The sequence below is a fragment of the Oceanobacillus sp. FSL W7-1281 genome, from assembly GCF_037969835.1.
Classification (GTDB): domain Bacteria; phylum Bacillota; class Bacilli; order Bacillales; family Amphibacillaceae; genus Oceanobacillus; species Oceanobacillus oncorhynchi.
Genome location: NZ_CP150214.1, coordinates 638,827 through 660,411 on the forward strand (window position 1 = coordinate 638,827; position 21,585 = coordinate 660,411).

17 protein-coding genes are annotated in these 21,585 nt (G+C 39.8%); 8 read left to right on the forward strand and 9 right to left on the reverse strand.

The window, feature by feature from the left end:
• Nucleotides 1-142 precede the first annotated feature (142 nt).
• Entirely contained in the window at nucleotides 143-1,312 is a 1,170-nt protein-coding gene (locus MKX55_RS03260; protein ID WP_339182377.1) for an ROK family transcriptional regulator, read from the forward strand.
• Between the two features lie 47 nt (nucleotides 1,313-1,359).
• Here the strand turns inward: MKX55_RS03260 and galT are convergent, their stop codons facing one another.
• The 9 genes from galT to MKX55_RS03305 all read right to left on the reverse strand — a co-directional run bounded on the left by galT (nucleotide 1,360) and on the right by MKX55_RS03305 (nucleotide 12,207).
• Nucleotides 1,360-2,838, reverse strand: a complete 1,479-nt coding sequence (galT, locus tag MKX55_RS03265) for a UDP-glucose--hexose-1-phosphate uridylyltransferase (protein WP_339182379.1) — start codon at nucleotides 2,836-2,838, stop codon at nucleotides 1,360-1,362.
• On the reverse strand, nucleotides 2,835-3,839 hold the full coding sequence (galE, locus tag MKX55_RS03270; protein ID WP_339182381.1) for a UDP-glucose 4-epimerase GalE: 1,005 nt from the start codon (nucleotides 3,837-3,839) through the stop codon (nucleotides 2,835-2,837). The genes galT and galE overlap by 4 nt, the downstream gene beginning before the upstream one ends.
• The gene (locus MKX55_RS03275) at nucleotides 3,836-5,014 is read right to left on the reverse strand and encodes a galactokinase (RefSeq protein ID WP_339182383.1); all 1,179 of its coding nucleotides are present in this window, start codon (nucleotides 5,012-5,014) and stop codon (nucleotides 3,836-3,838) included. Before MKX55_RS03275 ends, galE begins: the two co-directional genes overlap by 4 nt.
• Before the next feature lie 191 nt (nucleotides 5,015-5,205).
• A complete protein-coding gene (locus MKX55_RS03280) occupies nucleotides 5,206-6,036 on the reverse strand; it encodes a carbohydrate ABC transporter permease (protein ID WP_339182385.1) in 831 nt (276 codons plus the stop codon).
• Nucleotides 6,036-6,932: a sugar ABC transporter permease gene (locus tag MKX55_RS03285; protein WP_339182387.1), complete on the reverse strand. Its 897-nt coding sequence runs from the start codon at nucleotides 6,930-6,932 to the stop codon at nucleotides 6,036-6,038. Before MKX55_RS03285 ends, MKX55_RS03280 begins: the two co-directional genes overlap by 1 nt.
• Before the next feature lie 35 nt (nucleotides 6,933-6,967).
• A complete protein-coding gene (locus MKX55_RS03290) occupies nucleotides 6,968-8,260 on the reverse strand; it encodes an extracellular solute-binding protein (RefSeq protein WP_339182388.1) in 1,293 nt (430 codons plus the stop codon).
• Between the two features lie 300 nt (nucleotides 8,261-8,560).
• On the reverse strand, nucleotides 8,561-9,607 hold the full coding sequence (locus MKX55_RS03295) for a LacI family DNA-binding transcriptional regulator (protein ID WP_339182389.1): 1,047 nt from the start codon (nucleotides 9,605-9,607) through the stop codon (nucleotides 8,561-8,563).
• Nucleotides 9,608-9,792: 185 nt separating this feature from the next.
• A complete protein-coding gene (locus MKX55_RS03300; RefSeq protein ID WP_339182390.1) occupies nucleotides 9,793-11,091 on the reverse strand; it encodes an alpha-glucosidase/alpha-galactosidase in 1,299 nt (432 codons plus the stop codon).
• 228 nt (nucleotides 11,092-11,319) lie between these two features.
• Nucleotides 11,320-12,207: an AraC family transcriptional regulator gene (locus tag MKX55_RS03305; RefSeq protein ID WP_339236015.1), complete on the reverse strand. Its 888-nt coding sequence runs from the start codon at nucleotides 12,205-12,207 to the stop codon at nucleotides 11,320-11,322.
• Nucleotides 12,208-12,469: 262 nt separating this feature from the next.
• Here MKX55_RS03305 and MKX55_RS03310 point away from each other — a divergent pair, with 262 nt between their 5' ends.
• The 7 genes from MKX55_RS03310 (at nucleotide 12,470) to MKX55_RS03340 (ending at nucleotide 21,384) form a co-directional block, all read left to right on the forward strand.
• Nucleotides 12,470-13,765 carry a uracil/xanthine transporter gene (locus MKX55_RS03310; RefSeq protein ID WP_339236017.1) on the forward strand — a complete coding sequence of 432 codons (1,296 nt, stop codon included), beginning with the start codon at nucleotides 12,470-12,472 and terminating at the stop codon, nucleotides 13,763-13,765.
• Between the two features lie 427 nt (nucleotides 13,766-14,192).
• A complete protein-coding gene (locus tag MKX55_RS03315) occupies nucleotides 14,193-16,286 on the forward strand; it encodes a BglG family transcription antiterminator (RefSeq protein ID WP_339236020.1) in 2,094 nt (697 codons plus the stop codon).
• Nucleotides 16,283-16,579 (forward strand): hypothetical protein, encoded by a 297-nt coding sequence (locus MKX55_RS03320; protein ID WP_339182397.1) that lies wholly within the window; start codon nucleotides 16,283-16,285, stop codon nucleotides 16,577-16,579. Before MKX55_RS03315 ends, MKX55_RS03320 begins: the two co-directional genes overlap by 4 nt.
• On the forward strand, nucleotides 16,576-17,835 hold the full coding sequence (locus MKX55_RS03325; protein WP_339236023.1) for a PTS ascorbate transporter subunit IIC: 1,260 nt from the start codon (nucleotides 16,576-16,578) through the stop codon (nucleotides 17,833-17,835). The genes MKX55_RS03320 and MKX55_RS03325 overlap by 4 nt, the downstream gene beginning before the upstream one ends.
• Nucleotides 17,836-18,260: 425 nt before the next feature.
• Nucleotides 18,261-19,295: an ABC transporter substrate-binding protein gene (locus MKX55_RS03330; protein WP_339236025.1), complete on the forward strand. Its 1,035-nt coding sequence runs from the start codon at nucleotides 18,261-18,263 to the stop codon at nucleotides 19,293-19,295.
• A 236-nt stretch (nucleotides 19,296-19,531) separates the two neighbouring features.
• Nucleotides 19,532-20,314 carry an HAD family hydrolase gene (locus MKX55_RS03335; RefSeq protein ID WP_339236028.1) on the forward strand — a complete coding sequence of 261 codons (783 nt, stop codon included), beginning with the start codon at nucleotides 19,532-19,534 and terminating at the stop codon, nucleotides 20,312-20,314.
• Between the two features lie 32 nt (nucleotides 20,315-20,346).
• Nucleotides 20,347-21,384, forward strand: coding sequence for an ABC transporter substrate-binding protein (locus MKX55_RS03340; RefSeq protein WP_339182402.1), 1,038 nt, complete (start codon nucleotides 20,347-20,349; stop codon nucleotides 21,382-21,384).
• The last annotated feature ends 201 nt before the right edge of the window (nucleotides 21,385-21,585 follow it).

Below are 21,585 nucleotides of genomic sequence, written 5' to 3' on the forward strand. Positions count from 1 at the left end.
TTCAAGGTTTTTTCGTCATCAAAGCTTTAAGATATAAAAATTCCAGAAAAAAGGAGTACAACCAAATAGATGTGACCAGCTCACTTAATAAATTAAATTAACTATGGTATGATATTTCTAAAACGATGAACGGAGAATCTGGATGCAGCGAGGCACTTTTCAATTAATGAAATCGGTCAACAAATCACTTGTTTTAAATAAAATTCGTACCTTTGAACCGATATCAAGAGCACAAATAGCGAAAGAAACAAAACTCACCCCGCCGACTGTCAGCAGCATTGTCAAAGAATTAATAGAGGAAGGGCTGGTGATCGAAAAAGAATTGGGCGCTTCACAAGGCGGAAGAAAACCAACCTTGCTTTATGTGAACAGCAGTGCGTTTTACGTCATCGGAGTAGATGCAGGACCAGAAACAATCCGATGTATCCTTTCTAATTTATCCGGAGAAATTTTGGAGCAGTCATCTGCCATCATCCCAAAGCCAATAACCAATCAAGCCTTTATGACGATGCTAAAAGACGGTATTCGCAACGTATTACAAGCCTCCTCTGTGGAAGAGGATAAAATTATCGGCATCGGTGTAGCCATGCATGGGGTAGTCGAAGTTGAAACAGGAATCGCTTTATTTGCACCGAACCTGGAGCTGAAAAATATTCAAATAAAAGCAGAGCTGGAGGAGGCATTCAACCTGAACGTTAAAGTGGAAAATGACGGTCGTGCCATGGCCTTAGGAGAATCCTGGTTTGGCGGGCATGCAATTGTGGAAAGCATGGTAGCCGTTAACCTTGGGCGCGGTGTAGGTGCGGGTATCGTTATCAATGGGAAATTATACCATGGAGCACAGGATATTGCCGGCGAACTGGGTCATATGACCATCGATCTTCATGGGGAACGCTGTACCTGCGGGAATAGAGGATGCTTACAGACTTTTGTGACCGGTTCAGCAATTGCTGCTTATGCGCATAAAAAAATAAAAGGTGCTTCTCAGGAAGCAGATACAGCGGAAGCTATCTATGAACGTGCGATAGCAGGCGAACAAGAATATATCGAGGTTTTTCAAGAAATTGCGGAAATCATAGGCGTTGGCTTGACCAATTTAATTCATATTCTGAATCCGGATAAAATTATTCTGGGCGGAGGCGTTATGAACAGTCGGGAAATAATGCTTCCTGTTATTAAACAAACGATTCATCAGCGTGCCTTGACAGGGAAAGCAAAAGAAACACAGGTTGAGGCAACGAATCTTTATGATAATGCCACTGTTCTTGGAGCTATTTCCTTACTTTTAATTGAGTTATTTAATCCAATGTGAAAAAACGGACTGCATTTTATCAGCAGTCCGCTTTTTATATCCATTCTTTACTTATCCAATGCCGCAATAAACCTGTCAAACGCAGCTTTTTCTTTAAATACCCCGGCGTCTTCCAGCACCCGCTTGAATTTCAAGCCGAGTTCCTGCTGCAATATATCTTTTGCCTGCTCCTCGCTGGAAGCCGTACCGTATTTATCTTTTATTTGATGGCTCCATTCCTGATGGTAGTCAGCGATATTACTTGGCTTTCCGCATAAATCATTTTTAATCTCCTGCAATTCATCCTTTAACCTTGCCGGCAGAACGGCAAGCCCCATGACTTCAATCAGGCCAATATTTTCTTTTTTAATATGATGGACATCTGCATGCGGATGGAAAATCCCCAGCGGATAGTCGCTGGATGTCCGGTTATTGCGTAATACCAGGTCCAGTTCATAGCTGCCTTCGCGCATTCTGGCAATTGGAGTAATGGTATTATGCGGTGTATCATCCGTAAATGCGCGAATTGCTGCTTGTTCATCTGAATAATTTTTCCATGTTTGCAGAATATGATCGGCAGCTTCAAGCAAGGATGATTTATCCTCGCTCTGCAGCCTAATCACAGATAATGGCCATTTTAACACGGCTGCTGAGACATGATCGAAGTCTGGAATCGCAAATGAAAAAGCATTTTCAGCATGCGTCATCGCGAATTCATAATTTCCAGCCTGATAATGGTCATGGCTTAAAATAGAGCCCCCGACAATGGGCAAATCTGCATTGGAACCAATAAAGTAATGCGGAAACTTCTCCGTAAACGTAACCAGGTGTTCAAATGCCTGCTTATTGATTTTCATATCTCGATGCTCTTCTGCGAGCAAAATACTGTGCTCGTTGTAATAAACATAAGGCGAATACTGAAAATACCAGTTTTCATCTCCTAACGGAACCTTGATCACACGATGATTTGCTCTTGCCGGATAACCGGTCCGTCCGGCATATCCCTCATTTTCAATACATAAGAGACATTTAGGGTAGGAAATCGTCTGCTTAAGCGCCCGTTCTCTTTTGATTTGCTCCGGATCTTTTTCAGGTTTGGACAGGTTGATGGTAATATCAAGATGGCCATAGGCTGTTTCCGCTTTAAAATGAATATTTTTACGGATGCGGTTCATCTGGATATAATTATTATTTCTGCTTAAGGCATAGAAATAATCCGTCGCTGCTTTTGGTGATGCTGCATATTTTTCTTTAAAAATAGCATTCACAACAGAAGGGCGGGCGACAAAGCAATTCATCACATTAGCGGATAGGATTTCCTTCGCGTCAAAAACGTCCTCAATGATGTGATTTTCTACCGCGTAGTCTACGAGTTTATCAACCAGGTTAGGGATGGAATCTTCTGTCGGCTCTACAGTCTGATCCGGAAAGTCCGCTATTTTTAGCAAGGACATGACTTGATTTCGTGCATAAATTTCATCGGAGCCTTCGATTAATTCTTTTTCTATCGCTTTGTTGATTAATCCTTGGATATCATGGTAAATCATTTTAAATCGTCTCCTCCTGCATAGCCGTTTGGATTACTGCTGTGCCATTTCCATGCGTCTGCTATAATTTTCTCGATCGAGGTGCGGGAAGGCTGCCAATGCAATATTTCCTTTGCTTTATCAGAGCTGGCAATAAGGACACTCGGATCTCCGGCACGACGGCTGCTGATTTGGGAAGGAATTGCTTTTCCAGTTACTTTACGAGCAGCTTCAATCATTTCCTTCACAGAAAATCCTTGACTGCTTCCGAGATTGAAAATATCGCTTTGCCCGTTTTCTTTTAAATAATCTAATGCCAGAAGATGCGCTTGAATAAGATCCTCGACATGGATATAATCTCGTATGCAGGTACCATCCGGTGTATCGTAGTCGTCTCCGAATATAGTGATTGCTTCGCGCTGCCCAAGAGCTGTCTCTAAAATAATGGGAATCAGATGCGTTTCGGGAGAGTGGTCTTCACCGATTTCTGCTGTCTCTCTTGCTCCGGCTACATTAAAATAGCGTAAGGAAACATAACGGATGCCATGTGCATGTTCTGTCCATTTCATGAGCTTTTCCATTGTCAGCTTGGTTTCTCCATAAGCATTGGTTGGATTGGCAGGTGATTTTTCCGTTATCGGAATCGTTTCCGGTTCTCCATACGTAGCGGCAGTGGAAGAAAAGACGATTTTATCCACTCCGAATTCTACCATGGCCTGGAGCAGCACCTGCGTACCGTAAACGTTGTTATCAAAGTATTTAAGCGGGTTTTCCATGGATTCCCCAACGAGTGAATTGGCTGCAAAATGAACAACGGCATCAATCGATTCTTTTGCAAAGACGCTACGTAAAAAATCGATATCCCGGATATCCCCTTGATAAAAAGAAGTGTCAGGGTGGATGGCTTCTTGATGTCCTGTTTCCAGACTATCCACGACGACGACATGCTCGCCGCGGTCGATTAATTGGTAGACGGCGTGAGAGCCGATATATCCAGCTCCGCCTAAAACGAGTATGCTCATTTTATCTCCTCCTCGGTTACTTCTTTAGCGCCATCTGCAATAGAAGCAGTGTAAAATGTTGGTTCATAGCCGATTTTGTCCTGATAAATTTGCTTGATATGATGTTTGAAGTCCGTTACTGCATCCTGATGGACAATAGCGATGGCACATCCTCCAAATCCGGCGCCGGTCATACGTGCACCAATGACACCCTCCTGTTCCCAAGCCGCAGCTGCAATCGTATCTAATTCGATTCCAGTCACCTCATAATCCGATTGGAGCGAAAGATGCGATGCATTCATGAGCTGGCCAAAAGCATGTAAGTCGCCGTTACGCAGTTTTTCTAATGCTTCCAGTGTCCGCGCATTCTCATATACAATGTGTTTAGCCCTTTTTTGATGGACTGGATCTGTGATCAGGTGTTTTGTTGCTTCAAATTGTTCCATCGATAATTCACCAAGATGCTGGATGGAAAGCTCCTTTTGCAAATCCTGGAGCGCTTGCCGGCATTGCGCAAACCGTTCATTGTATTTAGAATCCGCCAAGGACCGCTGTTTATTGGTGTTGATAATGATAATCTCATAATCCTGTAAATGCATTGGTGCATAGCTGTATTCCAGTGTTTGGCAGTTTAAGAGAATGGCGTGATTTGTTTTTCCCATCCCGACAGCAAACTGATCCATAATTCCGCTGTTGACCCCAATATAATTATTTTCTACTTTTTGCCCGATTTGAATCAGCTGAAGCCGGTCTATTTCCAAATTAAAAAGTCCTTCCAGTAATACACCGGTCGCTAATTCTAAAGAAGCGGAGGAAGAAAGACCGGCACCATTTGGGATATTTCCATAAAATAAGATATCTGCACCGGACGTGATCGCATAGCCTTCTTGTTTCATATATTGGACCATTCCTTTTGGATAATTCGCCCAGCCGTGCGCCTTCTGGTAAGAAAGATGATCGAGGTCACATTCTATTATTCCGTTTTCAGAAGCGTTTAAAGAATAGAAACGTAATTTTTGATCATTTCTTTTTCTGGCAAGTGCGTACGTTCCAAATGAGATAGAAGCAGGCAGGACATAACCGCCGTTATAATCCGTATGTTCACCAATGAGATTGATTCGCCCAGGGGCGAAAAAGCGGCGAGGGGCTTCGGATGTATCAAAAATCTGGTGAAATGCTTGGGTTAGATTTGTCATAAGGACCTCCTGATTTGTATTTTTTATTGGTATGCTTATCCATATTGCAACTTTATTAATTTAATTAACTAAGTTCATTTTATAGTTTTTCCTCCTATTCTGCAAATGTTTCTATTAAAAAATTCATCAAATGAAAATAGATATCCCGAAGAAAGCTCCCTACGATAGAAATTATCGCAAGAAGCTTTCTTTCATTCTTTTACCGATCCTGCTGCAAGTCCTTGTACAAAGTGTTTTTGCAGAAGAAGGAACAGGATTGCCATTGGTAAGGTAGCAATAATTGCAGCGGCTGCAACTAAGTTTAAGTTATTTGCATTTTCTCCAAAGAATTTGGATAAAGCAACCGTCATGGTTTGGACAGACTCATCCTGAAGGAAGAAAATAGCAAATTGATAGTCATTCCAAATATACACACAAGCAATAATCAGAATCGAAGCAGTGATTGGTTTTAATAACGGAAACACAATTTGAAAGAAAATCCGAAATGTCCCTGCTCCATCGATTCTAGCCGCTTCTTCCAATGACTTTGGAATGGTCGACCGGATAAATCCGGCATATAAAAAGATGGTCAAAGGAAGAAAAGAAGCAACATTATTAAATATAGCCACTTGATGTGTATTCATTAAACCTAAGTTGACTACTAATTGATACAGTGGCACTAACGCAGCCAAAGGCGGCACGACCATAATAGCGATAAAAAACATATACATAAATCGATTCAGCTTTGTCTGTCTGCGTGCCAATGGATAGGCGGCCAAAGAACCGACAATGATCAATATGGCTGCAGCAAAAAATGTGATGATACCTGTATTTAACAGGGCATTCCCTAAATTTGCAGCCTCCCAGGCTTCCCTGAAATTAGACCAGCTAATATCGAAAGGGAAGACCCACTTCGAACTGAAGTCACTTTTTTCCTTCAGCGCAGTGGTGATTAGCACATAAAAAGGAAGAAAATGAAGCACTGTTATGAATAAGGCGAGTGTCGATAAAGCAATCTTTTTTCTATTTGAACTATAATCCATTATGCTTCAACCTCCTTACGTCGGAAATAAATCAATGCGGATAAACTCAGGATGAGAATAATGACCATCATCAGCACACCTTGTGTAGCAGCATAACCGGCATCTTCTCTTGCGAAATATAAATCGTACATAAACGTAGACATCGATTGTGATGAATTTCCGGGACCGCCGCCCGTTAAGGAAATAATAACATCAAATAGTTTGAGACCGCCGATAATATTAAGAACCATATTAATGGTAATGGACGGCATCAATAAAGGAAATGTAATATTCTTGAACTTCTGGAAGGAAGAAGCCCCGTCAATTTCTGCTGCTTCATAAAAGTCTCTGGATACACTTTGCAGTCCTGCCAAGTAGATAATCATTGCGATACCTACGAATTGGAACGTGTTCACGAAAACAATAATCCATATGTTTATATCTACATTGCCTAAAACATTGATTCTTTCCAAACCTAATCCGATCAGGACATCGTTTAAAGCTCCTCCTTGATAGGAAAAGAAGAAGTACCATATATACCCCATAATCAGCGGACTGATAATGACAGGCAGATAAACAATGGTTCGTGTAAGGGCTTTAAAATGAATGCTTTGATTTAATAATAAAGCGTAGGCAAGCCCAAGAATATTTTGAAAAATGGTACTGCCAATACCATATATCAATGTATTGCGGACAACCGTCCAGGTATCTGGATCGGACAACATTCTTGTATATTGTCTAAGCCCTATAAAGTCCGAAGTTTGTGAAAAGCCATTCCAGTTTGTAAATGAAATACGAATCCCGTTTAAGAACGGATATACAATAAAAAAGACAACAAACAGGAGGGCCGGTAAATACATCCACCAAAGGGATGAATTTTGTTTTGATTTTCCTATTTTTTTTGCACTTACTGCCATACAAATTCAACTCCTATTGAAACAACTTGTTTTATTTACTCCATTCCTGCTTGTTCCAGTAAACGTAAATATTCATTTTTCATTTTTTGAGAGACACCTTCAGGAGAAAGGGCGCCCGATAATAATTCTTGTCCACTCATTCCCAGCGGTTTCCACATGCCATTTGGCAAATAAGCCCGATCAAAATAAGGCTCTACCAAAATGTCATCATATTGCTCATAATATCCTTGGTAATAGATATCTGCAGTAGCATTGGTAAGTCCTGCTGCTAAAGAAGTTCCCTCTGCAACAGCTTTTACATTCTCAGGTCTGGCTAAAAATTCAATAAACTTTTTTGCCTCCTCGGGATGCGCTGTATCCTTCCAGATGGCAGCCGTATGGCGTTCGCCGCCAATCCAGGTTGGGTCATCTCCTTCATGGATAGCCGGTACAGGCATGATGCCCAGTTCGATATCCGGATTTAACTCTTGAATCACATGGATAGGTACCGTTTGCATGACAAAAGCAATTTTGCCCTGAGCAAGCAGTTGGTTTTTTTCATATGGTCTGGCTGTGAGCACATCTACATTTAATAACTCTTTTTCCTGCATTTCTAATAATTTTTCAGATAAGTAATCATAAGGTTCCCAATCAAAACTGCCATCTAGTAATTCTTCACTGTAATCATGGTCAGGATGGGTGATAAGCAATGGACTGGCAAATTGATCATAGTACTGGCCAAAGGCACCTTCATTTGAACCTTCGAACCAGAATGGTGCAATTTCTCCGTTGCTTTTTTCTTTTACTGTTTCTAAAGCTTCCATAAATTCATCAAATGTTTCTGGTACTTCAATATCGTACGCATCAAGAATCTCTTTATTATAAGTTAAACCATCCATCGCTTGATTGAGCGGATAGGCATATACCTTGCCGTCTTCATCTACAAAGTTTTGTTCCAGTGTAGGGTCCATGTCGTCTACCCAGTCCATGTCGCGCAAATCCATGGTATATTCTCCATATCTGTTCTGGGCCCAGCCATGCGTATCAAATAAATCAGGCAAATCATTTGCTGCCATTCGAATTCTAAGCTGACTTTCATAGTCTTGTCCCGGCATATTTAAATTAATATTGATATCCGGATATTCTGCTTCAAAATCGTTGACAACGCTCTGCATCGCTTCTTGCTCTGCTTCATTAGATACAGTAGAGAAAAAGGTTAACGTTACTTGGTTCCCTGGTTGCGTACTCTCCTCCGAATCGGTTTCATTTTCAGCGTCATCATTCGAACAGCCTGCTATAATAAGGCCGGTCAGCATCAACAACAATAATGTTTTAAGACATAATCGCATAAGGATACTCCTTTTATCAGTAATTTGAATCGGTACAGTTGCAAGGAGTACGAAATATTTCCTATAATAGATGAAATAGCGTACGCTTGCTATTAGTATGCTATCGATAGACCTAGAGCTGTTCCGCCAAAAACGATTTTAGGTCTATTGCTTTTTTAGCAGGTAAGAAAGTATAAACTTTCTTACTGCATAAGTGTAACTAAGGTTGTCACCTAAAGGCTTGGTGACAACCAAGTTTTCTAACAAATTTTGAAAAAATACCTCTTGATAGAAAAATAGGTTTCCTTAATCTATCGAAAGCTAGTTTGGAACATGCCGTGTTTTTGCTATTGCGCCGCAGCTTTCCCGTTGCACAAATGTGGTAGGGACATTCACTTTCAATGGAATGTCTCTGCCCTGTAACCGGTCCAGCAGCAGCTTTACGCTTGTTTTTCCCATCGTATCTGTTGGAACATGAACGGTTGACAACGGACAGCTGGAAAATTGGGCCATTTCTACATTATCAAAGCTGACAATAGCGACATCTTCAGGGACTTTTATTGCTGCTTCCTGTAAAGCTCTTAATGCACCTACTGCCATCGGGTCGCTCGCAATAAAATACGCCTCCGGTAAATTTCCTTTTTGAATGGCTTTTTTCATTAAATGGTAGCCATCAGACATCGTAAATTCTCCTACAAATATATGATCATCATTATATTTATCCAGTTCCTTCATTTTCTTTGTGAAAAATACATAGCGTTCATCATCTATCTCCCGCTTTTCATTGGCTTTGATATGTTTTCCTTGCATCCCGCCGATATATCCAATATTGGTATAACCTAGAGAGAATAGATGCTCCAAAGCAATCCAAGTGGATTTCTCAAAATCAATAACAATAGAATCAAAACGATTTTCATCCGGAGAATGGTCGACAAAGACCAGGTGCTTGATTTGCTCATGGATTGTATCTACAAGGCCTTCATCGATTTTTCCAGCAATAATGAGACCATCCAGATGAACATTCAGCTGATTCAAATGGAAATTACTCATGCGATAAACTTCCGTGACCTCGATATTAAAATGATGGCATTGACTTTCAATACCATGTCGGATTGATAAGAAATACGGATCACTCAATTCTTCTTCAAGGGACTGACACATCAGTATCCCAAATTTATACGTCGGACTAGAGTTTTGAAGCTGTTTTTTTCTGCCGCGAATCGTTTGATAATTTAATTGATTAGCTACCTCGATAATCCGCTGGCGTGTTTCTTCCGTTACAGATAAGGATGTGTCATGGTTTAATACTCTTGATACAGTTGTAATAGAGACATTTGATTTACTTGCGATATCTTTGATTGTTGCCATAGGTTCCCCACCTTTTTTTACTAAACTTTACTATGCTAATATACTATCAGGTGAGTAAAACGCTTTCAATATGGTGGAATACAAATAGAAAAAAGCGTTCTTTGATGTTGATGGAAAAGTCCGTATACTACACGAAAGCTTTTGTGACTCCCTCTCCTTACCTTAGCAAGGAGAGGGAATCTAAGTTATTCATACGCTGGAAGCCAATCTCCATGCGCTTCAATCAAATCATCACATAATGAGATAATGTCATCCATGGATAGTTCCGCGGATGTATGCGGATCCAGCATTGCAGCTTGATAGATTTTTTCTTTCTTTCTCGTTAACGCAGCTTCTACGGTTAATAATTGAGTATTGATATTCGTCCGGTTTAATGCAGCGAGCTGTTCCGGCAAATCACCTACATACGTTGGTGCAATCCCGCTTGCATCTACTAAGCAAGGCACTTCCACGACTGCATTCTCCGGCAGGTTGCTGATCAAACGTCCTGTATTTAATACATTTCCGCCAATTTTAAATGGCTTGTCTGTCTCCATCGCTTCAATAATATAAGAGCCATATTCGCGAGAGCGCTCATGTGTCAGGTTTTGGTCGTTTACTAAGTCATCACGCATTTTTTTCCAATCTTCAATCTGATTCACACAACGGCGCGGATACTCATCCAATGGAATGTTAAATTGTTCGATTAATTCAGGATATTGACTCTTAATAAAGTATGGATGATATTCAGCATTGTGTTCAGAAGATTCTGTAATATAATAGCCGAATTTATCCATTAATTCAAAGCGAACCATATCATCATGCTTTTCTTTTTGCTTCTCTTTCGCACGTTTCTTAATTTCCGGATAGAGGTCTTCACCGTGCCGCGTGATTTCTAACAGCCAGGCCATATGATTGATACCGGCAATTTTCCACTGCACATCCTCTGTCGGCATTTCTAAAGACTCCAGCAGATCTCTTGCACAAACCTGTACGCTGTGACAAAGTCCGACTGTTTTAATGCCTTCCTTCAGCATGATATTCGTTAGAACAGCCATCGGATTCGTATAATTAAGGAACCAGGCATCCGGGCAAACTTCTTTGATATCACGTGCAAATTCCTGCATGACAGGGATGGTTCTTAAGTTACGGAAGATTCCTCCGATCCCTAAGGTGTCTGCAATGGTCTGACGCAATCCATATTTTTTCGGGATTTCGAAATCTGTGATGGTAGCAGGATCATAACCGCCTACCTGAATCGCATTAATGACATATTTTGCGCCACGTAATGCTTCTTTACGATCCTGATACGCTTTTACCGTAACTGTAGCATTCAAGCTTTTCTTCAGGTTATTTAACATCATTTCAGAATCTTGAAGCCGTTCTTCGTTTATATCAAATAAAGCAAATTCAAAATCCTGCAACGCATCGACTGTCATGCAGTCACCTAATACGTTCTTTGCGAAAACGGTACTTCCCGCACCTAAAAATGTAATTTTGGACATAAGCTATTTCCTCCTAAAGTAGAATCAAAATGTAATATGAGAATGTCTTTCTGATGAATCCATATTTGCTTCTTTTTAGTAAATAGTTTTACTGAAAAAGAGTAAAAAAAGAAACAAGGTCTCTTTTTGAGTACGATTAAATTGCTATTGCTTATGTACATATTAATAGATGCATAAAGCGTTTTCAATCGTAAAATAAATTGAAAATGAGTAATATATTGCTCTCTGTTAATCGGTGAATAACTGGTTGACTGGCATGATATCTGTGTTTTGCCGGTAATTACTTGGGGTTTCTCCAATGGTTTGCTTAAAAACTTTACTAAAATAATTACTGGATGTATACCCGACTTCTTTTGCAATATCCTCGATACTTTTCTTTTCAGTAATCAATAAGTGAAGCGCCTTTTTCATTCTGATTTTTGTCAGGTAACGGATCGGCGTCTCATTTATAGACTTTACAAATTGGCGTGTGAAATAATATTTGGATAAGCCGGATACGCTGACGATTTCATCTAATGTAATATCTTCACTATAATGATTTTCTATAAAGTCGATTGCCTTCGAGATAGAAGGAGGGATTGCTTTAGATTGCTGCTGGTTATATTCTAAGTATCCGAGAAATTCCATAAGAAAAGAATAGGCGCAGGAGGAAGCCTCGTAGCCATGAGAAATCCCTGCCGTTTCTATTCTCTTTAAGGTATTAAAAATATAATTAACGGGGCTTGAATGAATGGACATTTGGAATAAATGACCATGCTTTTTCGTTATTTGCTGATATAACTTTGTTGCCTCTGCCCCAGTGATGGTAAAGAAAATAAATTCCCATTCCGCTGCATCAGCAGGAAGATAATACCGATGATCGCTTGGAACATCAATAAAGAAAGCATCTCCTTTTGTTAATTCATGCGTAGTATCCCCGATGGATATCGCACCGTTCCCATGCAGCGTATATTGAAAGATAATAATATCCTTTTCACCTCTTTCCAGCCCATGCCAGCTGTAATCAGCGGGGTTTTGATGATGTTCGAAGCCAATCGCATGCAGATCTGCTACGTTATCTTGATAAGCTCTTTGAAAACGAAATCCATATGAGTTGTGGCTGATATCTTTATACAAGGAAATACCTCCTTCATTTTTTTACATTGTAACATGGGTTGTTTTACTGGAGGATAAGTGACTGGCAAATCTCTTGTTCAGAGAAAAAACGAAATAACTTATATTTATCTGCCAAGTAACTGTGAAAGATAGGTAATAAATGATGATAGTCTAATGAAAAAAGAACCCATTTCTGATAGGGTTAAGAGTATAACCAAGCAATCGGTAAAAAGGATATGGATAAGAGTTGCTTTATTTAATGTAGGAAAGGCAGGACTTAAGGATGAAGGAGTTATTAAAATCAAGCAATTGGTTTTCGGGTCTTCAATGGCTCTTTTTTATTTTTACAAATATTGTTGTGATCCCAATCACAGTTGGTGCGGCTTTTGAGCTTTCCCAAGAAAGAATTGCCAGCTTACTTCAATTATCGTTTATTATGACTGGAATAGCGTGTATGGTACAGGCTCTCGTCGGACATAAACGGGCAATAATGGAAGGGCAATCGGGGCTTTGGTGGGGCGTTATCTTAACGCTGACTTCTACTGCTGCGGCACAAGGAATGCCTTTAGATGTGCTTGGAGGAAGTTTGACAGCAGGCATTATTATTTCTGGAATCCTCACAGTGATTATTGGTGTAAGCGGAGCAGGACCTTATATTGCCAAATTATTTAACCCGGCCGTTATGGGAGTATTTATGTTTTTATTTGGATGCCAATTAATCGGGATATTTTTAAAAGGGATGCTGGGTATACCTTTTGGTAACGAATCCGAAAATGCTCAAATCGATTTAGCTATTTCGCTGTTGTCTATTATCATTGCAATCATTGTGGCTATTATTAGTATTAAAGCTCCAGCAGGCATTAGACGCTATGGCTTACTAATTGGAATAGTTATTGGATGGATTGCATTTAATCTCACTTTTGGGCAACAGGAAGCGGTTAGTCAAACAGCTTCTTCAAGTATGGCATTATTCCCGCTTGGTAAACCAACGTGGGATACGGGAATTATTATAACAACAGTGTTAGCAGGGCTGCTGAATACAGCGAACACGTTTGGAGCGTTAAAAGGGACGGATAGTATCTATCGTGCAGAGACAACAAATTCCCAATATCGTTCCTCATTTACGATAACAGGGATTTTTACCGGGCTGTCCGGGGTGCTTGGACTTGTCCCGTATGCGCCGTATGTCTCTTCCATTGGTTTTTTGAATCAGACAGGGATCATTAGGCGGTTACCTTTTATTCTCGGCAGTTTCATGTTCTTCTTAATGGGCATTATTCCGCCAATCGGGCACTTTTTTTCTATGCTGCCGCTGAGTATAGGCAGTGCAGTATTATTTGTTTCTTATTTACAGCTGTTCAATTCATCATTAAGTTTCTTTCGCCAGGTTAAATTTAATACGCTCAATATTTACCGGTCGGCTGTTCCCTTATTTGTCGGTATCATTATTATGACCTTCCCTGCTTCATATTTCGATACCTTGCCTGACTTTCTTCGCCCGTTGTTAAGCAGCGGGTTATTAGTAGGTATTATTTTAGCACTTATACTTGAGAATGGTTTTGATTGGAATCGGACATAAGGACAGGTGGTAGATAAGGAAGCGGTTACTGAGTCAATTGAATTTTTATAAGGAGCTGTCGCTAACTGAATGGTTTGTATGGGAAGACAGCTCCTTTGTTTAAGAAAATAATGTTTACAAAAGCCATGTTTCTAGCGGACAGCATGGGATAGCAGCATAAACTATTCAACTTAATAGCTTATTCAGGAGGGATTTTAATGATAGAAATCCTATTTCCCAGGCACTTTCACACCAGGTATAAACCATTCTGACTTAAAAGTTATCATATAGATTTCCTTGTCGAAAAATGATATACTATCAAAAATAATGATAAGGGTTTCATTCGATTCCCGAGAATATTTAAGAGATGACCTCTTTATTTTTTTCGGAATTTTAAATTAAATGTACATAGAAGCTGGAATGGTTTCGGTGATGTGGAGGGGATAACATGCTTTCATCCAGACAAAAGAAAATTTTAGAACGGTTAATTGAAGAAGAAGCGTTTGTTTCCTTAGCTGACTTGAATAAAGCCTATCAGCTTTCGCCGCGGACGATTCGGCAGGATTTACTTGAAATCGAGACATGGCTGATGAATATTGGCGCAGGGTTTAGTCTGGAAAGACATCGCAAGTACGGGGCGCGGCTGATTTTAGGAGAGAAGCAGAAGCAGGTTCTTCAGGAGGCAATGTACAAGCAGAAGGATTATTTAAGTGCAGTACAGCGCCGGCAAGATATGCAAAAGCTTCTATTACTAAATCCATCTATCCATGTGGAAGAATTATGTGAGGATTACCAGATTAGTATGAATACGCTCCAGAATGATTATAATCAGTTAAAGACGGAAATGGAAGATTATCATTTAATGCTGTCCAGAGAGAATAAACAAATTTCGCTGGTTGGGGAAGAGAATAATAAACGCATGTTATTTTTAGATTTTTTGAAAGAACAGTGGACAGAGGAGGAGATACTGGAGCTGTATGTAACAAGGCAAATCTCTGCTTCCATGAATGAAACGGATTTAGAAGATATGATCGCAGATGTGGATGTTCATGGGATTGCATCTTGGATTGAGCAGGTAGAGGAGCTAAGCGGGATTGCTTTTATCGATGCGAGCAAATACGAGCTGTTTCTGAATTGTGCTGTTCAATGGAAGAGAATCCAATCGGGGCAATTTATTGCAGATTTTGATAAAGATGATGAATTAAAAATCTTTGAGGATGAAAAATTTACTGCAGTACGAGAACAATTTAGGCGATTAATGGGCTTGGAGGACGCGTCGCTTCAGCTTTCCAATGAATTAGCTTACATATCCATGCATCTGCTGGGGGCAAGGCGTTTAAGCGGGGAAGGAGATTATTGGCTGAAGTGCCAGTCCTTGTCGCGGGAGATTGTAGAGACCTTCGAGCAGGCGAACCACTTTCGTTTAAGCAATCGGGAGAATATTATTATTGGTCTGTCGACACATCTGCAATCCGCGATGTACCGCATGAAGTATCATATTCACATTGATAATCCTTATTTCGATAATCTGGAAAAAGAGTATCGTAAATATATTGAACAAGTAAAAACGTTTATTGAAAAAAATCCTCATTGGGGTTTAACGACACTTCATAGACATGAGATTGGTTTTATTGTAGTTCACTTATGTGCCGGATTGGAGCAGGAACCGTTTCTGCCGAGTAAACGAATTGCGATTGTCTGCAGCTCCGGCCTCGGAACATCCAGACTGCTTGAACGGACAGTAAGAAGACTGTTCCCGCAAGTATTTATAACAGGGCAATTTTCCGTAAAAGAGGCGTATGGGCTGACAGATAAAGATGCTGATTTGATTGTTACAACAGTTCCTTTTACCCAGCAGCTGCAAGTCAATCATGTGAAAGTAAATCCGTTATTGTCGATAGCTGATCAGCAAAATCTGGAGCGGATTATTGGAAGAGGAACCTATCAGGCAAACACCGAATTGCCGATTGTCGAGACAGTAATGACTATCTATCAGTCTGTTAAAAAGCACACGGTGGTGTTGAATGAGGGAGAATTGTTCAATGATTTATACCGGTATTTCAGTGGGAATCAAGGGGCAATGAGTTCGGAGGTTACTTCATTAACGGCGCCTTCGTGTATCCATTTAAGAGAAAAAGTCTCTGATTGGAGAGAAGCATTATCTATATTGAATCAATCTTTAGTAAAACAAGATGTCGTGGAGCATACATATGAAACGGAAGTGGCTCAAATCATCAATGAACAGGAGCATCATTTTATCGTGGCGCCAGGCGTTGCTTTTCCTCATTTAAGCAGTACAGCGATTAAGAAAACGGGTTTTGCTTTTATGACGTTGGAGGAACCGATTTCTTTCGGCGGAACAGAGGAAAAAGTATGGTGGATTATTTTGCTTGCTGCCAAAGATAAAATCCAGCATGTCACTGCAGTGGAGATGATGCTGGAGGTTGTTAATTCGAAGGAGTTATTAGACAAGCTGCGCCATGAAAGAAATATCGACGTGGTATGGAAATGGATGTTGGAGTACGAGGAGGGTAGCAAATGAAAAAAGTGCTAGTTGTTTGTTCAGGCGGTTTAGGGACAAGCCTTGTTTTAAAGCTTCAAGTAAAACAGCATTTTCAAGAATGGGAATTAGATGACGTCATTGTGGAACAATCGGATGTAAGTGCCGCCTCCTTCATGAAAGCAGATTTGATTATCGGGGCAAAGCAGGTGGTACAGCATTTGCAGGTAAAAGAAACAGAAATCCTTGGGCTCTCCTTTATTGCAGATAGAGCCTTAGTAAAAGAAAGCTTGGAAAATGCGGATACTGTGAAGCGGTGGCGTGAACGTGTATGAATATCTTTGAAAGTTTTACAAGAGGGTTTATCGGGGAGCCTGCGATTTTATTAGGAGCGATAACATGTATTGGGTTATTACTTGCCAGAGCAGGCTTTTTTCGGGTTCTCAGCGGAACCGTGAAAGTAATGGTAGGGGTGACATTGTTACAGATAGGAGCATCTGCTGCCAATGTGTCCCTTTCCAATTTAGCAGTGATGATTCAAGACAGCTTTAATATGATTGGCATGATCCCGCATAATGAAGCGATAACGGCATTAGTACAGATTAATTACGGAAGAGAAATTGCGATAACCATCTCGATTGGAATGGTCGGGCACCTATTAATAGCACGCTTTACAAGATTGAAGTATGTCTTTTTGTCAGGACATCAGGTCCTTTTTATGTCCGCAGTGATTGTTGCTGTTTTACATGCTTCGCAATATGGCTGGTGGCTGTATATTTTCGGCGGCTTCGTGTTAGCGCTGATGATGTCCTGCATGCCTGCGCTGGTTCAGCCGTTTGTCAAACGTGTGACAGGGGATGACTCGATTGCGATTGGTCATTTTAATAGTGTTGGCTACTTTCTGACAGGTATGTTAAGCACCAGTCTTTTTAAAAGAAAAGAAGAAAAAGCAGATTTTCCGAAATTCATCCGAAAACTGGAGCCTTTTATGTATGATCATGTGCTGATCATTAGTATATTTTCATTTCTGCTCTTTTTTATTGCGGCTATTTTTGCGCAAAGAGATGCAATTCAATACTTGTTTAATGATCAAAATTTTATCATTTTTGTGATTGTGCAATCTTTGTGGTTTACAGCTGGAATGTACTGTATTCTGACGGGTGTACGGATGATGATTGCAGAAATTCTGCCGGCGTTTGAAGGAGTCTCAAGCAGATGGATCAAAGGCTCTGTCCCAGCGTTAGATGCGCCGGTGTTATTTAATTACGCTCCATTAGCTGCAATGGTTGGATTTATCCTCAGCTTTTTGGGCGGACTTGGTGTAATGTTTGGCATGGCCGCAGTGCAGTATACGATTATTATTCCAGGCGTTATCCCACATTTCTTCTCCGGCGGTGCTGCAGGGGTAATTGCTTATAAGCTACGGGGAATCAAGGCGCTGGTTTGTATGAGTATCGTGCATGGGATGGTTATTACTATTTTGCCGATTCCGTTGTTAAGTTATTTGCGGGATTTAGGTTATACGCGAACGACATTTGGAGATACGGATTTGCAGTTGATTGGGATTTTGATTGGGTGGCTAGTGCAGTAATAACTGAATTTAATATGTCCTCTTCTATTAAGCAGAGAAAAATGATGAAAATTTCTAACCTGCATAATAAAAGAGGATTTTTTGTTTTGTATACCTTAAGGCATCTATTTTAAATTACATAGTCTATAGTAAATATTCAATACCAATTTACTGCCATTTAAAAAGGAAATTAATTACTATTGATAGTGTAAGCGTGTACATATAGAGTTATATACATAATATAAGGAAGTAATGAAAAACAAGGGAGTTAATTCAATGGCTAGAGCGGAAGAGTGGATAGGTTATTGGAAGTAAAGGTATGAGGTAACTGAAGCTTTGGCTTTTAGCATAATCCTGTAGCAATAAACCATTTAATAGACTGCTATTTTAAACAAAGAATACATATTAAAACAATATTTAAAGAATATATAGGGAGGGGGGATGTAATGAGAAAAAGTATTTGGAGGTTATCTCTATTATTAATCGTAAGTATACTAGCCGCTTGTGGAAGTGACGATTCTAGTGATGAGCCAGATGATAAGTTAGAAGGTAAAATAACGGTTTATGCTGGTTCGGATGAAGAGCGTGCTATCGAAACAATGAACCTTTTTACAGAAGAAACAGGAATTGAAGTTGATATGGTTCGGTTATCTGCTGGGGAAATTCTATCAAGAGTTCGTGCGGAAAGTGCGAACACGCAGGCAGATGTCTGGTTTGGCGGACCGGCAGAAACATTTGAAGTAGCTAAGGAAGAGGAATTGCTTGAACCATATGTATCGCCTACAGCGGAATATATCTCAGATGAATACAAGGACGATGAAGGATATTGGACTGGAATGTTAGTTAATCCTTTAGGTTTTGTAGTGAATCAAAATTTCTTAGATGCCAATAGACTAGAAGCACCTACAAGTTGGGAAGATTTACTTGATCCAGCGTATGAAGGGGAAATCGTTATGCCTCATCCAGCTTCATCCGGTACGGCTTATACAGTACTTTATAATATATTGCAGTACTTTGATAATGAAGAAGAGGCTTATGATTATTTGGAAGCATTGGATGGACAAGTACAACAATATACAACTAGCGGGGTCGCTCCGGCGAGGATGGTGGGAATGGAAGAAACGGGAGCAGGGATCTTATTCTACTATAATTCTGTTAAAAGTATGGAAGAAGGATTCGATAACTTAGAGCCTACTGTTGTTGATGGAGCAGGATATGAATTATTTGCAGTAGCTAAGATCGCAGATGCTCCTAACCCTGAATTGGCTGAGGCATTTATTGACTGGGTATTAGGACCGGCAGGGCAAGAAGCAGCACAAGATTTTGGAAACTATAATAATGTAACCCATCCAGAAGCTGCGGATGCAGAACAAGCTATTGATCTTTCGGATTATCATTTAATAGATTTTGATTTAAGTGATGCCGCAGAATCGCGTGATGAGATTATTCAAAAATGGGAGAATGAAATTTATGATCAATAGTCATATAAAGAAAATGTAAGTTAATCACTCAAAGACATTGCTTTATATCTTATTAGAAATTTTATCTGAATGTTTGATGCAATATTTATAAGCTAAAATTCTACCATTTTAAACGGAAATAATTTGGTGTGGAGCGTTCCATGAAATGATTATAGTCTTAAAGTATAGTAATAATTAGAAAAGAGCATAAGAATTCATCTATCTTTTAGAGGAAGGAACTAAAAAAGGAGGCCAAAATGAGCTATCGTGCAATTTTTTTAGATATTGATGGAACGATTATAAAACCGGACCACACTTATGACGCTTCAACCAAGGAAGCGATTCGGCAGGCAAAAGCAGCAGGTATAGAGGTATTTCTATGTACAGGCAGACCTTTAATGGATATTGTTAATTTGAAAAATGACTTTGGAATCACCTCATCGATCACTTATAATGGCTCCTACGCAATGCACGAGAATGAAATGATTTTTAAAGCTGCGATGCGTAAAGAGGATGTCGAGAAAATGATTTCTATCTCCAGTCAAGGAGAAAGCGAGCTAGCTCTTTATACCACAGAAAATAATTATTTTACTTCTTTAGAGGATACACACGTTATTTATTTTAGTAAAGTTTCGCAAATGAAGGAATTTAAACTGTTTACAGAAGATGTTGCTGATCAGATTGTAGCTGCAACGGCAATCAATGTGTTTGACAGCAAAGAAGATTTTAGTTTAATAGAAGGCTATCAGCTGTCTAAAGTTAATATCAAACATTCTACAGAGTCCTATGATCTTATTCGTACTTCCGTAAATAAAGGAGAAGCAGTTAAAAAAATGATAGCGCATTTGAATCTATCACCTTCTGAAGTGATTGCTTTTGGTGATGGAATGAATGATAAGGAAATGCTGCAATTTGCTGGAGCAGGCGTGGCAATGGGAAATGCGGACGCAATGCTTGTTCCATATGCAGATTTTCAAACAACAACCGTTGAGGAGAATGGCATTTTTAACGGACTGAAGAAGCTTGGAGTTGTGAATTAAAGTAAAGAAAATGAAAGAAAGGAATTCATCGTATGAAAACTACAAAAAAGATAATACCGCTATTTTTATTTTTAGGATTGATTCTTGCTGCATGCGGTTCTGATGATACAGAAGAAACAGGTGGAGCAGAAAACGATGGTACATTGACTGTTTATGTCGGTCTTGAAGAAGAGCATGCCATTGCGTCAATTAATCAATTTACAGAGGATACGGGAATTGATGTTGATATGGTTCGAATGTCTACAGGAGAAATATTGGCTAAAATTCGCTCCGAGCAGCAAAATCCACAGGCTGATATTTGGTACGGCGGCCCAGCAGATACATTTGTTGCTGCAAAAGAAGAGGATTTACTTCAGCCTTATCAATCCCCAGAGGCAGAAGCAATCCCTGAAGAGTATCGAGATGAAGAAGGGTATTGGACAGGAATTTATTTAGGCCTTATTGGTTTTGCGACAAGCCAGGACTTTTTAGATGAACATAACTTGGAGGCACCTGCAAGCTGGGATGATTTATTAGACCCAGCATATAAAGATATGGTAGTCGTTGCTCACCCAGGCTCTTCAGGTACGGCGTACACGGCGCTTTATTCTATTCTTCGTGCCAAGGGCAGTGATGATGCTGGTTTTGACTATTTGAAAGAGCTGGATGATCAGGTCCAGCAATATACAACGAGCGGTTCAGCTCCAGGGAGAATGGTAGGGATGAATGAAGTAGGAGCTGGAATTCTATTCTCACATAATATCATTAAGTTTCAAAAAGAAGGCTTTGATAATATTGTCTTAAGTTTTCCGGAAGAAGGAACAGGGTATGAGGTTGGCGGAGTCGGGATTATTAACGGTACTCCAAATGAAGAATTAGCACAAGAATTTATTGATTGGGCTGTAAGTGCGAATGCGCAGGAAGTGGGCCAGGAAGCAAATGCATTTAATAATTTAACTCATCCAGATGCGGTAGAGCCGGAGGAAGCAGCTGACTTGGAAGAAATTGAATTAATTGATTCAGATCCAATCGAGGCAGGAGAACGTCGTCAGGAGATTCTTGACCGTTGGGAAGATGAAGTGAATAATTAAAACATATCATAGTTCTATGTGAGTAAAGTCGAATGGTTCAACATTCTTATTTTTGAAGTTGAATTTATTCGGCTTTTTTATTTTGTTGAACAACTGCTAATAGATGAAAGAGTAGTATGTCAGTTTATACAACTAATTCTTTAATAGAAGAAGTTAGTCAACGATTATACATTCATGTTTTATATTACCATACCAATTCTA

Excerpts from the sequence above, each read along its gene's own strand:
- MKX55_RS03285 (WP_339182387.1), bottom strand. The coding sequence starts at position 6,932 with ATGGCAGTAAGTGCAAAAAAAATAGGAAAATCAAAACAAAATTCATCC.
- MKX55_RS03275 (WP_339182383.1), bottom strand. The coding sequence starts at position 5,014 with ATGACAAATCTAACCCAAGCATTTCACCAGATTTTTGATACATCCGAA.
- MKX55_RS03335 (WP_339236028.1), top strand. The coding sequence starts at position 19,532 with ATGAGCTATCGTGCAATTTTTTTAGATATTGATGGAACGATTATAAAA.
- MKX55_RS03310 (WP_339236017.1), top strand. The coding sequence starts at position 12,470 with ATGAAGGAGTTATTAAAATCAAGCAATTGGTTTTCGGGTCTTCAATGG.
- galT (WP_339182379.1), bottom strand. The coding sequence starts at position 2,838 with ATGATTTACCATGATATCCAAGGATTAATCAACAAAGCGATAGAAAAA.
- MKX55_RS03325 (WP_339236023.1), top strand. The coding sequence starts at position 16,576 with ATGAATATCTTTGAAAGTTTTACAAGAGGGTTTATCGGGGAGCCTGCG.
- MKX55_RS03320 (WP_339182397.1), top strand. The coding sequence starts at position 16,283 with ATGAAAAAAGTGCTAGTTGTTTGTTCAGGCGGTTTAGGGACAAGCCTT.
- galE (WP_339182381.1), bottom strand. The coding sequence starts at position 3,839 with ATGAGCATACTCGTTTTAGGCGGAGCTGGATATATCGGCTCTCACGCC.
- MKX55_RS03260 (WP_339182377.1), top strand. The coding sequence starts at position 143 with ATGCAGCGAGGCACTTTTCAATTAATGAAATCGGTCAACAAATCACTT.
- MKX55_RS03315 (WP_339236020.1), top strand. The coding sequence starts at position 14,193 with ATGCTTTCATCCAGACAAAAGAAAATTTTAGAACGGTTAATTGAAGAA.
- MKX55_RS03295 (WP_339182389.1), bottom strand. The coding sequence starts at position 9,607 with ATGGCAACAATCAAAGATATCGCAAGTAAATCAAATGTCTCTATTACA.
- MKX55_RS03340 (WP_339182402.1), top strand. The coding sequence starts at position 20,347 with ATGAAAACTACAAAAAAGATAATACCGCTATTTTTATTTTTAGGATTG.
- MKX55_RS03330 (WP_339236025.1), top strand. The coding sequence starts at position 18,261 with ATGAGAAAAAGTATTTGGAGGTTATCTCTATTATTAATCGTAAGTATA.
- MKX55_RS03300 (WP_339182390.1), bottom strand. The coding sequence starts at position 11,091 with ATGTCCAAAATTACATTTTTAGGTGCGGGAAGTACCGTTTTCGCAAAG.
- MKX55_RS03280 (WP_339182385.1), bottom strand. The coding sequence starts at position 6,036 with ATGGATTATAGTTCAAATAGAAAAAAGATTGCTTTATCGACACTCGCC.
- MKX55_RS03290 (WP_339182388.1), bottom strand. The coding sequence starts at position 8,260 with ATGCGATTATGTCTTAAAACATTATTGTTGTTGATGCTGACCGGCCTT.